General features: G+C 72.3%; 20 protein-coding genes. 10 read left to right on the top strand and 10 right to left on the bottom strand.

What is annotated here, in order from left to right:
• Positions 1–81 precede the first annotated feature (81 nt).
• Positions 82–1,446 (bottom strand): FAD-dependent oxidoreductase, encoded by a 1,365-nt coding sequence (locus BCL76_RS17485; protein ID WP_109780427.1) that lies wholly within the window; start codon positions 1,444–1,446, stop codon positions 82–84.
• A 52-nt stretch (positions 1,447–1,498) separates the two neighbouring features.
• Positions 1,499–2,203, bottom strand: coding sequence for a DUF305 domain-containing protein (locus BCL76_RS17480; RefSeq protein WP_109780685.1), 705 nt, complete (start codon positions 2,201–2,203; stop codon positions 1,499–1,501).
• Between the two features lie 82 nt (positions 2,204–2,285).
• Between BCL76_RS17480 and BCL76_RS17475 the strand changes: the two genes are divergently transcribed.
• Positions 2,286–3,770 carry an LVIVD repeat-containing protein gene (locus tag BCL76_RS17475; protein ID WP_109780426.1) on the top strand — a complete coding sequence of 495 codons (1,485 nt, stop codon included), beginning with the start codon at positions 2,286–2,288 and terminating at the stop codon, positions 3,768–3,770.
• A gap of 20 nt (positions 3,771–3,790) precedes the next feature.
• On the opposite strand, the gene BCL76_RS17470 is transcribed toward BCL76_RS17475, so the two are convergent.
• The 4 genes from BCL76_RS17470 to BCL76_RS17455 all read right to left on the bottom strand — a co-directional run bounded on the left by BCL76_RS17470 (position 3,791) and on the right by BCL76_RS17455 (position 6,818).
• Positions 3,791–4,420: a TetR/AcrR family transcriptional regulator gene (locus BCL76_RS17470; RefSeq protein ID WP_109780425.1), complete on the bottom strand. Its 630-nt coding sequence runs from the start codon at positions 4,418–4,420 to the stop codon at positions 3,791–3,793.
• A 102-nt stretch (positions 4,421–4,522) separates the two neighbouring features.
• Positions 4,523–5,182 (bottom strand): phosphatase PAP2 family protein, encoded by a 660-nt coding sequence (locus BCL76_RS17465; RefSeq protein ID WP_109780424.1) that lies wholly within the window; start codon positions 5,180–5,182, stop codon positions 4,523–4,525.
• 61 nt (positions 5,183–5,243) lie between these two features.
• Positions 5,244–6,182 (bottom strand): M56 family metallopeptidase, encoded by a 939-nt coding sequence (locus BCL76_RS17460; protein WP_109780423.1) that lies wholly within the window; start codon positions 6,180–6,182, stop codon positions 5,244–5,246.
• A gap of 81 nt (positions 6,183–6,263) precedes the next feature.
• Positions 6,264–6,818, bottom strand: a complete 555-nt coding sequence (locus tag BCL76_RS17455; protein WP_109780422.1) for a DUF5134 domain-containing protein — start codon at positions 6,816–6,818, stop codon at positions 6,264–6,266.
• Between the two features lie 130 nt (positions 6,819–6,948).
• Here BCL76_RS17455 and BCL76_RS17450 point away from each other — a divergent pair, with 130 nt between their 5' ends.
• A complete protein-coding gene (locus BCL76_RS17450; protein ID WP_109780421.1) occupies positions 6,949–7,488 on the top strand; it encodes a GNAT family N-acetyltransferase in 540 nt (179 codons plus the stop codon).
• A 51-nt stretch (positions 7,489–7,539) separates the two neighbouring features.
• On the opposite strand, the gene BCL76_RS17445 is transcribed toward BCL76_RS17450, so the two are convergent.
• Both BCL76_RS17445 and BCL76_RS17440 read right to left on the bottom strand, forming a co-directional pair.
• Positions 7,540–8,232, bottom strand: coding sequence for a glycerophosphodiester phosphodiesterase (locus tag BCL76_RS17445; protein ID WP_109780420.1), 693 nt, complete (start codon positions 8,230–8,232; stop codon positions 7,540–7,542).
• Between the two features lie 190 nt (positions 8,233–8,422).
• Positions 8,423–9,049: a PadR family transcriptional regulator gene (locus BCL76_RS17440; RefSeq protein ID WP_109780419.1), complete on the bottom strand. Its 627-nt coding sequence runs from the start codon at positions 9,047–9,049 to the stop codon at positions 8,423–8,425.
• 49 nt (positions 9,050–9,098) lie between these two features.
• On the opposite strand from BCL76_RS17440, the gene BCL76_RS17435 reads away from it, so the two are divergent.
• From BCL76_RS17435 to BCL76_RS17415, 5 genes are all read left to right on the top strand, one after another.
• Complete coding sequence (locus BCL76_RS17435; protein WP_109780418.1) at positions 9,099–10,220, top strand: LLM class flavin-dependent oxidoreductase; 1,122 nt, start codon at positions 9,099–9,101, stop codon at positions 10,218–10,220.
• Positions 10,221–10,455: 235 nt separating this feature from the next.
• Positions 10,456–11,862 (top strand): DUF6421 family protein, encoded by a 1,407-nt coding sequence (locus tag BCL76_RS17430; protein ID WP_109780417.1) that lies wholly within the window; start codon positions 10,456–10,458, stop codon positions 11,860–11,862.
• 26 nt (positions 11,863–11,888) lie between these two features.
• Positions 11,889–12,650: an SDR family NAD(P)-dependent oxidoreductase gene (locus BCL76_RS17425; RefSeq protein ID WP_109780416.1), complete on the top strand. Its 762-nt coding sequence runs from the start codon at positions 11,889–11,891 to the stop codon at positions 12,648–12,650.
• Positions 12,629–13,723 (top strand): threonine aldolase family protein, encoded by a 1,095-nt coding sequence (locus BCL76_RS17420; RefSeq protein ID WP_375137935.1) that lies wholly within the window; start codon positions 12,629–12,631, stop codon positions 13,721–13,723. Before BCL76_RS17425 ends, BCL76_RS17420 begins: the two co-directional genes overlap by 22 nt.
• An 86-nt stretch (positions 13,724–13,809) precedes the next feature.
• Positions 13,810–14,409 (top strand): transglutaminase-like domain-containing protein, encoded by a 600-nt coding sequence (locus BCL76_RS17415; RefSeq protein WP_109780414.1) that lies wholly within the window; start codon positions 13,810–13,812, stop codon positions 14,407–14,409.
• On the opposite strand, the gene BCL76_RS17410 is transcribed toward BCL76_RS17415, so the two are convergent.
• Positions 14,345–15,607: an MFS transporter gene (locus BCL76_RS17410; protein WP_109780413.1), complete on the bottom strand. Its 1,263-nt coding sequence runs from the start codon at positions 15,605–15,607 to the stop codon at positions 14,345–14,347. The two genes, BCL76_RS17415 and BCL76_RS17410, sit on opposite strands and share 65 nt — an antisense overlap.
• Positions 15,608–15,687: 80 nt before the next feature.
• Between BCL76_RS17410 and BCL76_RS17405 the strand changes: the two genes are divergently transcribed.
• Together BCL76_RS17405 and BCL76_RS17400 are read left to right on the top strand one after the other, a co-directional pair.
• Positions 15,688–16,251 carry a CGNR zinc finger domain-containing protein gene (locus BCL76_RS17405; protein WP_109780412.1) on the top strand — a complete coding sequence of 188 codons (564 nt, stop codon included), beginning with the start codon at positions 15,688–15,690 and terminating at the stop codon, positions 16,249–16,251.
• Positions 16,252–16,399: 148 nt separating this feature from the next.
• The gene (locus BCL76_RS17400; RefSeq protein ID WP_109780411.1) at positions 16,400–16,807 is read left to right on the top strand and encodes a hypothetical protein; all 408 of its coding nucleotides are present in this window, start codon (positions 16,400–16,402) and stop codon (positions 16,805–16,807) included.
• A 73-nt stretch (positions 16,808–16,880) separates the two neighbouring features.
• On the opposite strand, the gene BCL76_RS17395 is transcribed toward BCL76_RS17400, so the two are convergent.
• Positions 16,881–17,603, bottom strand: coding sequence for a lysophospholipid acyltransferase family protein (locus tag BCL76_RS17395; RefSeq protein WP_109780410.1), 723 nt, complete (start codon positions 17,601–17,603; stop codon positions 16,881–16,883).
• 234 nt (positions 17,604–17,837) lie between these two features.
• Here BCL76_RS17395 and BCL76_RS17390 point away from each other — a divergent pair, with 234 nt between their 5' ends.
• The gene (locus tag BCL76_RS17390; RefSeq protein ID WP_258309765.1) at positions 17,838–18,167 is read left to right on the top strand and encodes a thioredoxin family protein; all 330 of its coding nucleotides are present in this window, start codon (positions 17,838–17,840) and stop codon (positions 18,165–18,167) included.
• The last annotated feature ends 166 nt before the right edge of the window (positions 18,168–18,333 follow it).

Here is an 18,333-nt window from a genome sequence, read left to right as displayed (position 1 = left end):
CCCTTCCGGCCGGACGACCACCCGGAAGCACGTCCGGGGCCGGCCCCCGCGGCGAGCCCGGCGTGATCGGCGAGAGACGGACTACGCCGGGCCCGAGCCCGCCGCGTCCAAGAGGCCGGGCCAGTCGGGAATCTTGACGGAGCGTCGGCCCAAGGAGCGCCCCAGATCGGCCTCGGCCGCCTCGATGGCCAGCCAGCCCGGCCACCGGACCGGGCGCAGACCCGCCGCCCGCAGGGAGTCCAGCGGATCTCCCGGGAGGTCGCGCCGGACCAGTGTCCCCGCGTCCTGGAGCAGTGCGGACACGGTCTCCTTGGCGCAGGGCCGGTTCGTACCGATCACCCCGGTCGGGCCGCGCTTGATCCAGCCCGCCACGTACTCGCCGACCGAGGCCCGGCCCGCGCGCAGCACCCGGCCCGCCGCGTGCGGGACCGTACCCTTCGCGGGATCGAAGGGCAGCCCGGCGAGCGGAACGCCCTGGTACCCCACCGAGCGCAGCACCAACTGCGCCGCGATGTCCTCGTACCCGCCCGTCCCGGTCACCCCGCCCCGGCCGTCCGGGGCGGTGCGCTCGAAGCGCATCCCGGTGACCCGACCGTCCGGCCCGCCCAGGATCTCCACCGGGCGCAGGTAGAACCGCAGCGCGATGTGGCGCGGCTGCCCGCCCGGATCCGCCTGCGCCCAGCCGCGGAGCACCTCCAGGTTCCGCCGGGCCACCGCCGGCAGGGCGGCGGCCGCCACCGGGTCGGCGTAGACGGGGTCGAGGGCCAGTTCGGCCGGATCGGCCCGGATGTCCACCTCCGGCAGCGTGCCCAGTTCGCGGAGCTCCTTGGTGGTGAACCGACCCTGCGAGGGACCGCGCCGGGCGACCATCGACACCGCGCGCACCCCGCTCTCCGCGAGCGCGCCGAGCGCCGGCTGCGGCATGTCCGTAGGGGCCAGTTCGGCCGCGCCCCGGGCCAGGATCCGTGTCACGTCCACCGCGACGTTGCCGGCCCCGACCACCACCGCCGCGTCCACGCCGGGCAGGTCGAACGCCTCGGCGGCGGCGTCCGGGTGCCCGCTGTACCAGGACACGAAGGCCGTGGCGGAGTGCACCCCGGTCAGCTCCTCGCCGGGGATCCCCAGCATCCGGTCCCGGGCCGCGCCCACGCAGTACACCACCGCGTGGTACAGCTCCAGCAGCCGGTCGGTGGGCAGCGCCTCCCCGCCGACCTCGACGTTGCCGAGGAAGCGGATCCGCTCGTCCTCCAGCACGGTGCGCAGGCTGCCCTGGAGCGACTTGATCTTCTCGTGGTCCGGGGCGACCCCGTAGCGGACGAGTCCGTAGGGGGCGGGGAGCCGGTCCAGCACGTCCACCCGTACCCCGGGCACCTCGCGCTGCTGCACCAGCGTCTGGGCCGCGTAGACCCCGCTGGGGCCCGATCCGACGACGGCGACACGAAGCACGGCGGAGCTCCTCCCGCAGGTGGTCCCAGCATGACACCGGCCCCTCGCGGAGTCAGCCCATCGCGCGCATCCGGTGGATCTCGGCGCTCTGGGTGGCCACCACCTCGGTGGCCATCTCCTCCACGGCCACGTTGTTCCCGCCCGCCAGCGCCTCGCCGGCCATCTTCACGGCGCCCTCGTGGTGGGCGGTCATCAGCTTCAGGAAGAGCCGGTCGAACTCGGCCCCTGTGGCCGCGGTGAGCTCGCTCAGCTGCTGCTCGGTCGCCATTCCCGGCATCCCGCCGTGGTCATGGCCCGCCGCCGGCGCCCCGGGAGCGGCGGGGGCAGGGGCCGGGTCCGCGGTCGTGGCGGGGTGGCGGACCAACCACTTCTCCATCGCGCCGATTTCGGGCTTCTGGGCCGCCGCGATCCGCTCCGCCAGCCGTTTGACCCCGTCCGCGGCGGCTCGATCCGGTGCCAGCGCGCTCATCGTGAGCGCCTGCCGGTGGTGTTCGATCATGTGTGACACGTAGGTGCGGTCGGCGGCGTTCGGACTGTCGTCGGGTTTCGCCTTCGCGGCCTCCTCGGGGGTCAGGCGGCGGGCCTTCTCGCCCGGCCCGCCCGGGGCGACGATCGTGGCGCGGTCCGATCCTTCGTCCGCCTGGCAGCCGGGGAGCGTCAGCAGGAGGGCCGCGGTCGCGGTCGCGACCGCCACGGCGAACCGTCGGGGCCGCGCCGATAACACCCTGCGGACCCGGACCCTGTGGGCTTTTGCCATGTCCATGAAGGGAAGATACTGCCGGGGTCCTGGTTCCGCTCCCTCACGGGCGGAACCGATCGGGCTCTCAAGGGAGGGCACAGTGACCTCGCTCCACAGCAGGCGATTACGGAACGGGAGGGTGGGGGCGGCCGTCGCGGCGGCCGGACTCCTCGCCACGCTCCTGGCGGCCGGACCGGCGGCCGCCACCCCCGACCCGGGCGACCTGGCACCCGGCGGTGCGCATCAGCACGATGCGGGCCTCACCGAGGGCCGGGAGCTCGCCCCGGGCGACATCCCCGGCCAGGACGAGATCGTGCACAGCGCCAACGTCAAGCCCCTGGCCAACATCCCCAGCACCGACCCCACGGGGATCAACACCGACCTGGCCTTCCAGGGCAGGTACGCCTACGCGGGCAATTACAGCGGCTTCACCATCTACGACATCGCGAACCCGAAGGCGCCGAAGACCGTCACCCAGGTGCTCTGCCCCGGCGGCCAGAACGACATCTCCGTCCACGGCGACCTGCTCTTCCTCTCCACCGACTCCTCGCGCAGCGACGACACCTGCAACAGCGTCTCGCAGCCCGCCACGGAGAAGTCCTCGTGGGAGGGCATCAAGATCTTCGACATCAAGGACAAGAAGAACCCCAGGTACATCAAGTCCGTGGAGACGGCCTGCGGTTCGCACACCCACACCTTGGTGCCGGGCGACCGCGACCTCTACCTCTACGTCGCCTCGTACTCCCCGAACGAGGCCTTCCCCGACTGCAAGCCGCCGCACGACGGCATCTCGGTCGTCAAGGTCCCGAAGAAGGCGCCGACGAAGGCAGCGGTCGTCGCCTTCCCGGTCCTCTTCCCCGACGGCGGCAACCCGGGCGCGCCCACCAACCCCGGCGTCTCCAAGACCACCGGCTGCCACGACATCACCGTGCTGCCGTCGAAGAACCTGGCCGCCGGCGCCTGCATGGGTGACGGCATCCTCTTCGACATCAGCAGGCCCGAGCAGCCGCGGGTCATCGACCGGGTCCAGGACAACGTGAACTTCGCGTTCTGGCACTCGGCCACCTTCAACGAGCGTGCGAACAAGGTGGTGTTCACCGACGAACTCGGTGGCGGTGGCGGCGCCACCTGCAACGAGGCCACCGGTCCCGACCGCGGCGCCGACGGCATCTACGACATCACCGGCCGTGGGGACCAGCGCAAACTCGTCTTCCGCGGCTACTTCAAGATCCCGCGGCACCAGGCCGACACCGAGAACTGCGTGGCGCACAACGGTTCGCTGGTCCCGGTCGGCGGCGGCCGCGACATCATGGTGCAGGCCTGGTACCAGGGCGGCGTCTCGGTATGGGACTTCACCGACTCCACCCGGCCGAGGGAGATCGCGTACTTCGAACGCGGGCCGCTGACGACGGACCAGCTCGGACTCGGCGGGTCCTGGTCGGCGTACTACTACAACGGGCACATCTACTCGAACGACATCGTCAAGGGCCTCGACGTGCTGCGGCTCGACGACCGGCGCACCGATGGCGCCGCACGGGTGCGCATGGACCGGCTCAACGTGCAGACCCAACCCGACTACCACTGACCTCAGGAGCGCCTGGGGTGTCAGGCCTGTGAGGGGAACGTTCCGCCGGGCGGCCCGCCGTCCGGCGGAACGCCGAGCTCCCAGTCCAGCCCGTAGCGCTGGAACAGCTCCGCCCGCAGCCGGCGCGCCGGCATCGGGGCCCCGGGCAGCAGGATCGCCACGACCGCGCCCATCAACAGGGCCCGCAGCAGCGGATAGTCCGCGTCCGGGTCCGCCGAGCCGTACCGCACCACGGTGTCCCGCAGCAGCTCCGCCAGCCGCTGCTGCTCGGGACACTGCACGAAGCCCTCGGCGGTCAGGATGCCTGCCATGTGCGTGCGCATCAGCAGGGGTTCGTCCCGGGCCAAGCCCAGGACCGCGTCGACGGCGCGCGCGAGCCGCTCGCGCCCGCACTCGCTGCGGGGCTCCCGCTCCAGGGCTTCGTGGAGGGTGAGGTGCATCAGCCGGTGCACCGCGGACTGCAGCAACTGCCGTTTGCCCGGGAAGTAGTACGAGACCAGGCCGCGTGCCGCGCCCGCCCGGTCGGCGATGTCGCCGAGCGTCGTGGCCTCGTAGCCGTACTCGGCCACGAGTTCGACCGTGGATTGCAGCAGCCGCTCCCGGGAACGTCTGCGCAATTCTTCATTGACCGATGCGCTGCGCGGGGACATGCTTACTCCTGCGTTGACTGGCTACCGGCCAATATACTCAGCGCACGGGGTCGCCTGCTCTGGGTGACACGGGGGATCATCCAGGGCAGGCACGCCGTACCCTCACCGCTCCACCGGGTCGCATCCGCGTTCGCGCACGGGCACGGACGTCGCCAGAGCCACCAGGGCCACTCCCAGCAGCCAGCCCGCCAGCACGTCCGACGGCCAGTGCACCCCGAGGTACACGCGGGTGAAGCCGACCCCGAGCACCGAGACCGCGGCCACCGTCCAGGCGGCCACCACGCGAGCACCCGGCCCCCGGCCCGGAGCCGGGCGGGGGAGCAGCCACAGGAGCAGTCCGCACACCACCGTCGCCGTCATGGCGTGGCCGGACGGGTAGGCCGCGTACTGCGCCGAGTCCACCGGATCCGACCACACCGGACGCTCCCGCCCCACCAGAACCTTCAGCCCCTGCTGCAGCGCCGACGCCATCAAGGTCACCAGGGCCACCAGCAGCGCCCGTCTCCGGTCGCCCCGCCACCACAGCACCACGCAGGCGACCGCCGCCAGCGCCCGCATGGTCCAGGGGTCCCACACCCAGTCGCTGAGCACCCGCATGAACTGTGTGACGGCGGGGTGGGTCACGGCGTGGGCGTGCAGCTCCCGCGCGACCCGCTCGTCGTAGGAGAGCAGCGGTCGCCACCCCGCCACCACGAGCGCCGTCAGGACCGCCGCGAGCAGCGCACAGCCGATGCCCGTCCACCACAGGGGATCTTTGCGCATGGCCCGATCCTCGCACCGTCGAGCGCCCACGGGCGGCGGGCAGCGCCGGGCGCCCGCGTTCTTACGCCAGGGCGCTCAGCCCCGGTACGAAGGCCACCACCAGCGGGATCGCGGGGACCAGTGTGGCCAGTGCCGTCAGCCGCAGCCGACGGCCGGGGGAGAGTCGGGGTGTCGCGGACAGCAGCCTGCGCACCCGCTGCGGCACGTGCGCGTGCTCGGGCGAGGAGGTCCCGAACACGCCCCGGTCCTCGTTGAGTCCGACCAGCGCCAGCGCGATCGTCAGCCGTCCGAACCGTCGGGAGGCCACATCGTCGGCGGCCATCTCCACCAGGCGGTGCATCTCCGCCTCGAACGCCGCGAAGACCGGCACCTGCGGGAAACCCCGGGCCAGCGCCCGCGAACAGTGCAGCAGCCAGTCGTGCCGGGCCGCCGCGTGCCCCTGCTCGTGCGCCAGTACGGCGTCCAGCTGGCTGCCCTTCAGCCGGGCCAGCGCCGCCGTCGTGACCACCAGCTGCGGGGCCGCTCCCGGCAGCCACCAGGCGTCCGGCCGGGGTCCCTCCAGGACGACGAGCCGCGCGCCCGTCGGGTCCTCCCCGGGCAGCAGCGGGGCCCTGACCAGCAGTTCGCTGCCCTGTGCGCGGCGTCGGGCCCGCGCCCGCAGCACCTCACCGGTCAGCATGGCCCCGGTCCACAGTCCGCCGCCCGCCAGCACCAGCGCGGTCAGAGCGGCCCAGGGCCCGCCGGCCGCGCCCAGGGCGTAGGCGTCGACCACCCCGTGCGGGGCGGAGGCGAACAAGCGGCCCCGGACGGCCTGCCAGGCGGCCGCCGCGCTCAGCAGCATCGACAGCCCGAGGCACAGGAGCACGGCGCCGACCACGCACTGCCACACCCACAGGGCGACGACCGGCTCACGCTCGGGCCATCGGGCCCGGGCCAGCAGACGGGGGGCGAGCACCGCGGTCAGGGCGCCGAGCAACAGGAGAACGGCGGGGACCATCATGGCCGCCAGCCTATGAGCGCGGGACTACCTGCGGGTACGCCCTCGGGCCATTGGTGACGCAGGACACGTCCGCCGGCGCCGTCACATCGTGAGCAGCATGGCCAACATGCCCATTCCCATGGCGAGTCGGCAGGCGCGGACGAGCTCGGTGGGTCCGCCCCGGCCGGCGGCCGACGGCGGGGGGACGGCGCCGCCCGTGGTGATCAGCCGGGCCCCGCCCAGCATCACGTACCCGGCGTAGTAGAGGAGCAGCGCGCCCGTCAGCAGGGCAGGTCCACCCGCCTGGGAGTGCTGCTGCCCGTGCCCGGACCCGGTCCCCGTCATCAGGGCCATGTAGACCATCGTCAGCGAGCCGACCAGGTGGTGGGCGTGGTGGGAGCCGCCCCGCAGCAGCCACAGGGCGTGCAGGGCCGCGCCGCAGAAGACCACGCCCAGCACGGGAGCCCGCCACGCCTCACCGCGCCCGCCGAGGGGCACGGCCATCAGGGCCATCCCGAATCCCATCACCGCCTCCCCGGCGGCGGCGCCGCCCGAACCCCGCGCCCGCCGCAGGCAGTACGCACCGCTCACCGCGCACAGCAGCACCAGCAGCCAGGAGGAGACGGAGGTGGTGAGGGACGTGGCGGAACCGTGCACGGCGGAACCTCCCGGTTCGTCGGCGTCACGGGGAGAGATGCCCCTCTCACAGCACCCTCACGCGGCTCCGGGTTAGGCTCTCCGTGCCTTCCCGGCATGTCATATGCCGCCGCACTGAACGGAGCGCCCGATGACGACCGCCCAGCCCGAAGCCCTGAGTTTCCGCAGCGCCGTGGAGACGGACGTACCGGAACTGGTGGAACTCGTCGAGTCCGCCTACCGAGGGGACGCGAGCCGGGCCGGTTGGACCACCGAGGCCGACTTCCTGGACGGGCAGCGCACCGACCCGGACGGGGTCCGCGCCGTCATCGCCGCCCCGGACGGGGTCCTGCTCGTCGTCGAGCGCGCGGGCGAGCTCGTCGCCTGCTGCCAGCTCGAACACCGCGACGACCACGTCTACTTCGGGATGTTCGCCGTCCGCCCCGGCCTCCAGGGCGCGGGCCTCGGCAAGGAGATCCTGGCCGAGGCCGAGCGCCGCGCCCGCGAGACGTGGGGCGCCAAGGAGATGCGGATGACGGTGGTGCACGTACGGGAGGAGCTCATCGCCTACTACGAGCGCCGCGGCTACCGGCGCACCGGCGAGATGAGCCCCTTCCCCTACGGTGACGAGCGCTTCGGCGTCCCGCGCCGTACCGACCTGGCCTTCGAGCTGCTGGTCAAGTCGCTCTGAGTCGGAGTCCGAGCACGGGTCCGAGCCGGATCAGGAGCCGGGCCGTCGCCGTCAGGCGGTGAAGCGGCCCGTACTGCGGATCTCCGGGAAGTCCGTGACCGCGCCGTCCAGTCCGAGCGCCCGCGCGAGCCGCAACAGGTCCAGGGTGTCGACCGCCAGGCCCGTCACGCGCAGGCCCGCCGCGTGCGCCGAGTCCACCGTCTCCAGGCTGAGCCGGTGGACGTCCACGGCGACCGTCGCGGCGCCTACGGCCGACGCCCGGTCCACGACCGACCCGGCTCCGTCGCCGGGGGAGTCCGCGTACAGGACGGTCCGTACGCCCGGCGCCAGGCGGGCCGTCTCGGCGAGCACCGCTTCCTGGGCGGAGGCCACCTCCACCCGGGAGGTCAGGTCGTGGCGCAGGATCAGTGCCGCGAGCGCGGTGGCGGTGGGCAGGTCGCCGACGAGGGCCTGGATCGGCACCCGGACCGCGTCCAGCACCTCCTCCAGGACCGGCACGCGCTCGCCCTGACCGGCGTCCAGCTCGCGCAGCTCGGCCACGGTCAGATCGGCGACGGCCCCCGAGCCGTCGGTGGTCCGGTCCACCTCGGGGTCGTGCACGGCGACCAGCGCCCCGTCCTTGCTCAGGCGCAGATCCAGAGCGATGACGTCCATGCCGCAACGTTCCGCTCGCAGGTACGACCGCAGGGTGTTCTCCGGTTCGACACCCATGACCCCGCGGTGACCGATGGTGAGGAAAGTCAAGGTTCTCTCGCTTCCGTCGACGGCGGCTCCCCGCGCGGCTTCGGTGTCCCGACCGGCCGCGCGTGATGAGGTCGCATGCTAGTGCGCCACGGGTGCGAAGGGACCGGGCGTGCAAGGCCCCCGAGGAGCGCCCCGGCCGCTTCCCGCCAGGGTTGTGCGCCCCACCGGGAGCGGCGCCGCGTCTGTCGCGTCACCCGGGCGTGGGCGCGTCCCCGTCGGCTTGACGGCCCGGGTCGCGCCGAGCCTCGGTCAGCCCGTCCAGGTCCGTGAGCAGGGCCTCGGCCAGTTCGAGTTCGGCCAGGTGCTGCCGCTCGCTCCACCGCAGCGCGAGGGTCGGGAACGTCCATTCCGGTACGCCGCTCGCGTGCTCCATCGCCTCCCGTACGGCGGCCAGCTCGCCCCGGGTGCGCTCCAGGTGCTCGCCGACCATCGCGCGCAGCCGCTCCGGCTCGGCCAGGTGACCGAGCCAGATCCGCAGCAGCAGCCCGTGCTTGAGCACCGGGGGCCCGGCCTCCGCGGTGTCGGCGGCCCAGCCGGCCAGCGCGCCGCGTCCGGCGTCGGTGATGGCGTAGCGGCGCTTGGCCCGCGCCTCCTCGGGTCCCGAGCGCACGGAGGCCGCGTAGCCCAGGTCCTCCAGTCGGCGCAGCTCCGCGTAGATCTGGCTGATGGCCGGTGACCAGTAGAAGAAGCGGAGCGAGGAGTCCGCCCACTTCTTCAGTTCGTATCCGGTCCGCTCACCCGGGAAGGAGAGCAGGCCCAGCACGGCCCACGCGGTCGGCGGCAGCTCTTGCTTCTTCGACTCCTGACTACTAGTCATATTTCGAATTGAAGTGAGACCGGGTACGCGACGCAACCCTGGAGGCACAGTGGAATTCTCCGTGATCTTCGAAGCTCAGCTTGCCGACCCGACGGTGGAACGGGAGCACCAGCTCATCCATGACTGCGTCGAGCAGGCCGTGCTCGCCGAACGCATGGGATTCGACCGGATCTGGGCGGTCGAGCACCACTCGCTCAAGTGGTACGCGCACATGTCGGCCCCCGAGATCTTCCTGACCTGGGTCGCGGCCAGGACGAACACCATACGCATCGGCCACGGCGTCGTGTGCATGCCCTTCAACTTCAACCACCCGGTGCGGGTCGCCGAGCGGGCCGCCATGCTCGACCTGCTCTCGGGCGGGCGCCTGGACCTCGGGGCCGGACGCGGCGGCACCGAGCAGGAGACCTCCTTGTGCGGGGTGGACCGGGACCGCACCACGGCCGAGGTCGAGGAGGCGCTGCGGATCATCGGTCGGGCCTGGCGGGAGGAGGAGCTGGAGTACCACGGCGAGCTGATCGACATCGATCCGCACCCGATCCTGCCGAGGCCGCGGCAGGCCCCGCATCCGCCGTTGTTCCTGGCGTGCAGCAGGGGCGAGACCCTGGTCCGGGCGGCCGAGCTGGGGATCGGGGCGTTGGTGATGGGCTTCGCCGGTCCCGAGTCCATCGCGGGGATGCGTTCCGTCTACGACGCGGCGATCGCCGGACGGGACGGCAGCGGCTTCGTGTCCACGGTGGTCAACGACCACTTCTCCGTACTGTGCCCGACCATCGTGCTCGACGACCGGGAGGAGGCGCGTCGGATCGGCGTCCGGGGGCAGCGGTTCTTCGCCCAGTCCATCGGTCACTGGTACGGCGGGGCGGGCGTCCCGGACGAGGCCGTGGTCGCGGGCGCCGACGAGGTCGAGGAGATGCGCACGGCCGCCGAGCAGGTGGTGGCCCGGCTGCACGAGCTGGACATCCCCGTCCGGCCGACCGCGACGGCCACCTTCAACGCCGACCACGCCTACGGAAGCGCCGACGACGCGATCGCGTACGTGGAGCGGCTGCGGGAGGCGGGCGCCGACGAGATCATGTGCCTGATCCAGATGGGCACGGTGGGGCAGGAAGCCTGCCTGGAGACCTTGAGGCAATGGGGCGAAAAGGTCATTCCGCACTTCCGGGGCGTGTGATGTGCGCCTCGGTCGCCTGTCGGTCCCCACCCGCCCGGGCCCGGTCGGAGGGTGGCCGAAAGGCGGACGAGCCTTGGCGCAATTGGGCGGAGTGGTCAGTTCCGCAGCAGCGAACGGGAAGACTTCCGGTGAAATGGGGGGTGACGCAGGATAATTTCCCGAGTTCCCTCTTGAGGGGGAGAGCCTCGCGCGCATACTCTGCCCATACGTGAGGTTCTCCTGTGGAGGAAGTGACATGACGGAAACTCTTGTGCCCGGTACCGGCGGCGCCGTGATAACCGCCGAAGCGCGGGTGGTCGACCACCCCGCGTGGCCCGAGCTCAAGGCCGCCGTGGAGGAGATCCGGCCCTGGCAGGCCAAGGACGGCTCCATCGACTTCGAGGTCGAGGGCGCGCACGGCCGTGCCACCGTCCTGGCCGCGGTGGACCGCGTGATCGCAGGGGTCGAGGCGCTCTCGCCGCTGCTCCCGCACGGTGCCGCGTACCACCAGGCTCTCGTCGCCGACCTGCGCAAGTGGGCCGCGGACGACTTCAAGGTGCCGGACTTCCTCGACTCCCTGCTGGCCTTCCACCCGGCCGCCGAGCGCGCCGACGGGCTCCAGCACCTGGTCGTCTTCCCCATGTACACCCAGAACGGCAACCTGGACCGCAACCTGGAAGCCGTCGTGCTCAAGATGGTGTGGCCCGAGTGGCTCGCCGAGCTGGAGCGCACCCGGTACGACAACCCGCTCTTCCTCGGCATCACCTTCGAGGACTTCACCCCGGGCTACGACACCCACTCCGCCGTGCTCTTCCCGGAGACCATCGCCGTGCGCGAGGCCCCCGAGCGCTTCACCTGGGGCGGTATCTTCTGCGACCGCGAGGCCGCCCGCTACCGCAAGGTGACCGAGGCCGCCGTCGACATCCTGGGCATCGACCTGCCCGAGGACATCGCCCGCATGGTCGAGGACCAGGAGCGCTGCGAGAAGGCCTTCGTCCTGTGGGACATGGTCCACGACCGCACCCACAGCCACGGCGACCTGCCGTTCGACCCCTTCATGATCAAGCAGCGCCAGCCGTTCTGGATGTACGGCCTGGAGGAGCTGCGCTGCGACCTCACCGCCTTCAAGGAGGCCGTGAAGCTGGAGTCCGAGGGCAACGAGCACGGCCGTGACGTGCAGTACGCCGTCCTCTTCGACCGGATGTTCCGCTTCCCGGTCTCCGGCGACCGCAACCGGAACTACGACGGCCTCGGCGGCCAGCTGCTCTTCGCCTACCTCCACAAGCACGACGTCGTGCGCTGGACGGACAACAAGCTGAAGATCGACTGGATGCGCGCCCCGCAGGTCACCAACCAGCTGTGCGCCGAGATCGAGGACCTGTACCGGGCCGGCATCGACCGCCCGAAGCTCGTGCACTGGTTCAAGGCCTACGAGCTGGTTTCCACCTACCTGGCCCCGCACCCGGGTTCCAAGTGGGCCAAGGGCGCCGACGCCCTGGACCTGACGCAGCCGCCGCGCAAGCTCGTGGACGACGTGCTTCCGGACGAGTTTCCGCTCAGCATGTTCTTTGAGGCGCTCGCCAAGAAGCTCAAGGGGACGATCGCGTCGACCAAGGGCATCACGGCCCTGAACGCAGAGCAGGCCGAGCGAGTCGCCGCGTGAGCACTCGCCCACAGGAGGCTGCACAGATGAACGGCTCCGGGAACGGCAACGGAAAGCTGCACGGAGCGGTGGTGGCGGTGGCCGGGGCCGGCGGGCCCGCCGGCCGCGCCACCCTGCTCCGCCTCGCCGAGGCGGGTGCGGTGGTCATCGCGTCCGACGCCGATCCGGCGCGGCTTGCGGAGGCCGTGGACGCGGCCCGCTACGCCCACGGTGGCGCCACCATCACCGGTGACACCGTGGACCTGCTCGACCTGGACGCCACCAAGGCCTGGGCCGAGCAGACCGAGAAGGAGTTCGGCCGGATCGACGGCCTGGTCCACCTCGTCGGCGGTTGGCGCGGCAGCAAGACCTTCACCGACACCGACCTCGCGGACTGGACCTTCCTGGAGAAGCTCCTCATCCGCACGGTCCAGCACACCTCGCTGGCCTTCCACGACGGCCTGCTGCGCAGCGATCGCGGCCGCTACGTGCTGGTGAGCCAGTCCGGGGCGCACAAGCCGGTCGCCAACAACGCCGCGTACAACGCGGGCAAGGCGGCGGCCGAGGCCTGGACCCTGTCCATGGCGGACTCCTTCCGCAAGGCGGGGGGTGACGAGGGTCCCGGCGCGGCAGCTGCGATCCTGGTCATCAAGGCACTGGTGCACGAGGCGATGCGCGCCGAGCGCCCCACTGCGAAGTTCGCGGGCTTCACCGACGTCACGGAGCTGGCCGAGGCCATCGCCGGCGTCTGGGAGCGGCCCGCCATCGATGTGAACGGACAGCGTCTGTGGCTCACTCCGCAACCGTGAGAACCGAGGCAGGGAAGACCGACGCCAGGCGCCACCACGACCCGGCGGTGCGCGGCTTCGCGAGCGACAACTACGCGGGAGTGCACCCGGAGATCCTGGCCGCCGTCGCGCTCGCCAACGGCGGCCACCAGGTCGCCTACGGCGAGGACGACTACACCGAACACCTGCAGAAGGTCATACGCAGCCACTTCGGGCCGTACGCGGAAGCCTTCCCGGTCTTCAACGGCACCGGCGCGAACGTCACCGCCCTCCAGGCGATGACGGACCGCTGGGGCGCCGTGATCTGCGCCAAGAGCGCCCACATCAACGTGGACGAGGGCGGCGCGCCGGAGCGGATGGCGGGCCTCAAGCTGCTCGCCGTACCGACCCCGGACGGCAAGCTCACCCCTGAGCTGATCGACCAGGAGGCCTGGGGCTTCGAGGACGAGCACCGGGCGATGCCGCAGGTCGTGTCGATCACCCAGAACACCGAGCTGGGTACGGTCTACACCCCGGACGAGATCCGGGCGATCTGCGAGCACGCCCACGGGCTCGGCATGAAGGTCCACCTCGACGGTGCCCGGATAGCCAACGCCGCGGCCTCCCTCGACGTGCCGATGCGCGCCTTCACCAACGCGGTCGGCGTGGACGTGCTGTCGTACGGCGGCACCAAGAACGGCATGATGTTCGGCGAGGCCGTGGTGGTGCTCAACCCGGACGCGGTCCGGCAGATGAAGCACATCCGCAAGATGTCGATGCAGCTCGCGTCCAAGATGCGCTTCGTGTCGGTGCAGCTGGAGGCCCTGCTCGCCAAGGACCTGTGGCTGCGCAACGCCCGGCACGCGAACGCGATGGCACAGCGGCTCGCCGCCGGTGTGCGCGAGACGGACGGCGTGGAGATCCTCTACCCGGTGCAGGCCAACGCGGTGTTCGCGCGGCTGCCCCACGAGGTCTCGCGGCGGCTGCAGAAGCGTTACCGCTTCTACTTCTGGGGCGAGGCCGCGGGCGATGTCCGCTGGATGTGCGGTTTCGACACCCAGGAAGAGGACGTGGACGGCTTCCTCCAGGCACTGAAGGAAGAGCTGGCGCGCTAGGTCGGCTCACCGCACCTGTCTGCATAGATATACCCTCGACCGTGCATCTATTGATTCACGGTCGAGGGTATATCTATGCTCCGGCCATGCAGCTGATCCAACAGAGCCCCGATATCCACGCCTATTTGGCGTCCAGCGAGGCGATCGACCACTGGCATCCGGTCGTACAGGAAATCTCCGACACGCTCTGGTCATCCAGCGGCGACGCATATTCATACGCCGAGGCCGCCTTCGAGTTCGTCCGCGACACCATCCCGCACTCGGGCGATTCGGGCGACCCGCGCGTCGCCTGGCGGGCGTCCGACGTCCTCACCACACGCAACGGCATCTGCTACGCCAAGGCCCACGCCCTCGTCGCGCTGCTGCGCGCCCAGGGCATCCCCGGGGCCCTGTGCTACCAGCGCCTCGCCGACGACGACGGCACGAACCCCGTCGTGCACGGCCTGGTCGCCCTGCGGCTGCCCGGCAGCACACGCTGGTCCCGCCTCGACCCGCGCGGCAACAAGCCCGGGGTGGACGCCCGGTTCGACCTCGACCAGGAACGGCTCGCCTTCCCCGTGCGCCCCGAACTCGGCGAGATCGACTACCCCGAGCTCCACGCCGCCCCGCACCCGGCCGCGCTCAAGGCCCTTCAGGAGTCCGCGGACCGGCCGCGGTTGTGGCGGAACCTGCCGACGGCTCTGTAGCGCCCGCGGTCACGGTACCGGCGGTGCGGCCCGACTCCCGCGGCACCGTCAGCGTGTGCAGCAGCGCCGCCGCGAGCAGCAGCCCGGCGATCCCGGCCAGCAGCGCCGCCGCGGGCGCGTCGGCCGCGAGCCCCACCAGGGCCGCCCCGGCCGACGCGGCCGTCAGCTTCAGCCCCGCGCCCAGGGTGAACACCTGGGTCCGCACCCCCTCCGGCGCGTAGCGCGCGCGGATCCGCAGCGTCGCCGTGAGCAGCGGCCCGTCGCACACCCCGGCGAGGGCGAACACCGCCGCCGTCACGGGCAACGACGGGGCGAACGCCGCCGCCGCGAGGGCCGCCCCGGTCCCGGCCAGCGCCCACCGCACCAGCCGGCCGGGCTCCACGGAGGTGATCCGGCCCAGTGTGAGCGAGCCGCCCAGCGCGCCCACAGCGAATGCCGTCATCAGCACGCCCCCACCGCCCGGGCTGCCGAGCTCCGTCGCCAGCAGCACCGAGACCGTGGTGAGCGAGCCGATGCCCACGAAGCCCAGGGTCGTGGCCGAGGTGACCGCCCGCAGCTCCCGGATCCGCCACAGGGCCGCGAGGCCCGCGCCCAGCCCGGCCCGGGGTGTGCCGGGGACCGGGCCCGCGCCGTCGCCCGCGCCCCGGTCCTCGTACGGGAGGGTGGCCGCCAGCGCCGCCGCCAAGGCTCCCGACGCCGCCAGGACGGCCATGGCGGGCCCGGCCGAGCCCAGCGCCGCGACCAGTCCGACCACCGCCGGCGCGGTGACCGCCGCCGCGTTGTAGGTCGCGGCGTCCCAGCCGTACGCCCGGTCCCGCCCGGGTCCGGCCGGGACCAGGGCGGTGATCAGGCTGGACAGCCCGCCCGTCACCATCGGCCCGCAGGAGCCGCCGAGCACGGCCACGGCCAGGACCAGCGGTACGGGGGCCCGGCCGAGCAGGAGGGTCAGCGCCGCGACGGCCGTCGCGAAACCGGCCAGGGCTCCCGCGTGGAACAGGCGCGGTCGACGGGTCCGGGCGGCCGCCCCTGCGAGCGGGGCGGCCAGGACGTGCGGGGCCAGCCAGGCCGTCAGGACGAACGCCCCGTGCGCCGCGCTCCCGGTGCGCTCCAGGGCGAGCAGCACCACGGCCATGCCCATGCCCTCCGAGGCGATGCGCGCGGCCAGCGCCGCCGCCAGGTATCGCCCGAAACCGCCCATGGACCCCTCCCCGATACGCTGTAACGCGATAGGCGCACAAGACGTTACGTGATGTCCGTGTAGGGCGAAAGGACCTGGGGATGGGTGACCCGCAGGAGGGCCTCTCGGCGGCCCGTCGGCTGATCGACCTCGCCGAAGCGGTCCGGACGACCCCCGACCTGCCGCGCGCCGAACTCGCGGAGCTGCTGGCCGGGCACGGGGAGCGCCCCGCCGACCTCACGGAGGAGGTGTTCTGCGAAGCGAGCGCGGCGGAACTGCGCGCCGCGGCCCGGCGGATGGTGGCGGTGCTGGGCGAGGGCGACGAGGACCGCGCCGCCGAGGCCGTCAACGCCCTCTTCGCGGAGTACGGCACCCGTCCCCGCCTCACCCGCCACGACGGGCACCCTTGGCACCTGCATGTCGACCGGGGCGAGGAGGCCGGCTGGGGCGAGTGGTTCCTCGCCTCGGGCGCCCTCGCGCTCGCCCAACTGCTCACGGAGTACGGGCGGATCGCCTGGGGCTCCTGCGCCGCCGAGAGCTGTGGGCGCCTCTTCCTCGCCACCGGCCCTGGCAGTACGCGCCGCTACTGCTCCGGTAGTTGTGCCACCCGGGCCAGGGTCGCGGCCCACCGCCGCCGGAGGCGGGAGGGGGAGGGGGAGGGCTGAGCGGGCTCCTACGGCCGACGAGCCGAGCCGAGCCGAAATCAGAGGCTCGGCGATCCGTCAAGCCACGAGATGCAGCGACGTGACGGGAGGTGAGGGATGCGGCGTACTGGAGGGGTCCACTCCGGCTTCCTTCACGAGGAGAACACTCATGACCCGCCTCTTTCGACCCCGACGCCTCGCACTGCTCGTAGCCTCGACCGCCATCGCGGCGGGAGGCGTGCTCGTCCCCACGACCGCCTTCGCCGCCACCCCCGCGTCGCCGCACACGATCGTGGCGGACGGCTCCGACGGCGGGGTGCACGTCCCGGACAAGGGGCAGCAGTGGCAATGTTTCGCGGCCCCGTGCGAGGCCCCCGGCGGCACCACGCCGGAAGAGGACCACCACGACAAGCGCGATCACGACAAGAGGGATCACCGCGACAGGCGGGACCGCCACGACAAGCGGGATGACCACCGTCCCGGCCGGCACGACGAAGGCGGGGTGCACGTCCCGAACGGGGAACAGCAGTGGCAGTGCTTCGCCGCCCCGTGCGGGCCCCCCGGCGGAGACCACTGACGGGCGCCGCGCCCGCCCTCGGCCTCCGGGACCGCCTCGCGGTCCGGGAGGCCCTCGTCAGGAGCGGAAGGGGTCAGCCCGCCTCGCGGACCTCGGCCGCCGTCGGCGCGGTGCCGCCGAGGTGGGCCGGCAGCCACCAGGAGTCGTCGGTGCCCTTCGGCTTGTCCGGGTAGGCGCGCTGCGCCGCGTCGAGCAGCTCCTGTACGCGTTCGCGCACCCGGCGGGTGATGGCGCCGGCGTACTGGTCGGCCGGGGCCTCCACGGGCTCGCCCACACGCATCGTCACCGGGATGTGGCTGCGCTTGAGGTTCTTCGGGCGGCCCTTGGTCCACAGCCGCTGGGTGCCCCACAGCGCCACGGGGATCAGCGGGACGCCGGCCTCCTGCGCCATGCGCGCCGCACCCGACTTGAAGCTCTTGAGCGTGAAGGACTGGGAGATCGTCGCCTCCGGGAAGACGCCGATGATCTCGCCGGATCGCAGCGAGTCCAAGGCGTGCTGGTAGGCGGCCTCACCCTGCTTGCGGTCGACGGGGATGTGCTTCATCGCGCGCATCAGCGGGCCGGACACCTTGTGCCGGAACACCGACTCCTTCGCCATGAAGCGGACCAGGCGCTTCTGCGGCCGCGCCGTCAGGCCGGCGAAGATGAAGTCGAGGTATCCGATGTGGTTCGACACCAGGACCGCACCGCCCTTGCGGGGGATGTTCTCGGTGCCCTTCATGTCGATACGGATGTCCAGCGCGCGGAAGAGTCCGTGCGCGGCGCCGATCACGGGAGGGTAGACGAGCTCAGCCATGGTGGGGAGACCCCGCTTTCTGCCTGGGGAGGTGCTCCCGGCCGGAAGTTACGGAAGCGTAGGTACGCGACCATGGGGATCGTGCCCCATACGCGGCCCGCTGGCCAGTCCAGACGCCCCTGCCCGGAGAGATTCTCATCACGCCGGGAATGTAGCGGCCCCGCCGGGTGCTCGGTTGCACGGACGAGCGTACGGGGATGATGTACGCGGACGAATACGGCGACGGGAGCGCGGGTGCTGGGGCAGGAAGACGTGCGGGCCCGGCTGGGCGCCGCCGAACTGGGCGCGCGACCGGGGGAGCGGGCCACCCTCGTGCAGTTCTCCAGCGCCTTCTGCCAGCCCTGCCGGGCCACGCGGCGGATCCTCGCCGAGGTCGCCGCGATGGTGGACGGGGTGGCGCACATCGAGATCGACGCCGAGGAGCGGCTCGATCTGGTGCGGGCCCTCGGGATCGAGAAGACCCCGACCGTACTGGTCCTGGACTCGGCGGGCCACATCGTGCGGCGGGCCGCCGGGATGCCGCGCAAGGTGGACGTGATCGCCGCCCTGGGGGCCGCCGTATGACGCGGGGCCTGGCCGCCGGGGGCCCGGACATCACCGCCGGGCGCCACGGCCTCACCGCCGGGCGGCCCACCGTCGAGGGGCCCGAGGCGCCGGTGCGCACGCCCGCACACAGCGTGACGCGCCTGACATCTGCCCGATCTCGCTTGACTGTGTCCACGGGAGATCG

This window comes from Streptomyces sp. CG 926 (genome assembly GCF_003148825.1).
Lineage (GTDB): Bacteria > Actinomycetota > Actinomycetes > Streptomycetales > Streptomycetaceae > Streptomyces.
Note: the sequence above shows the minus strand (reverse complement) of the source record. Positions and strands in the feature narration are given on the sequence as shown.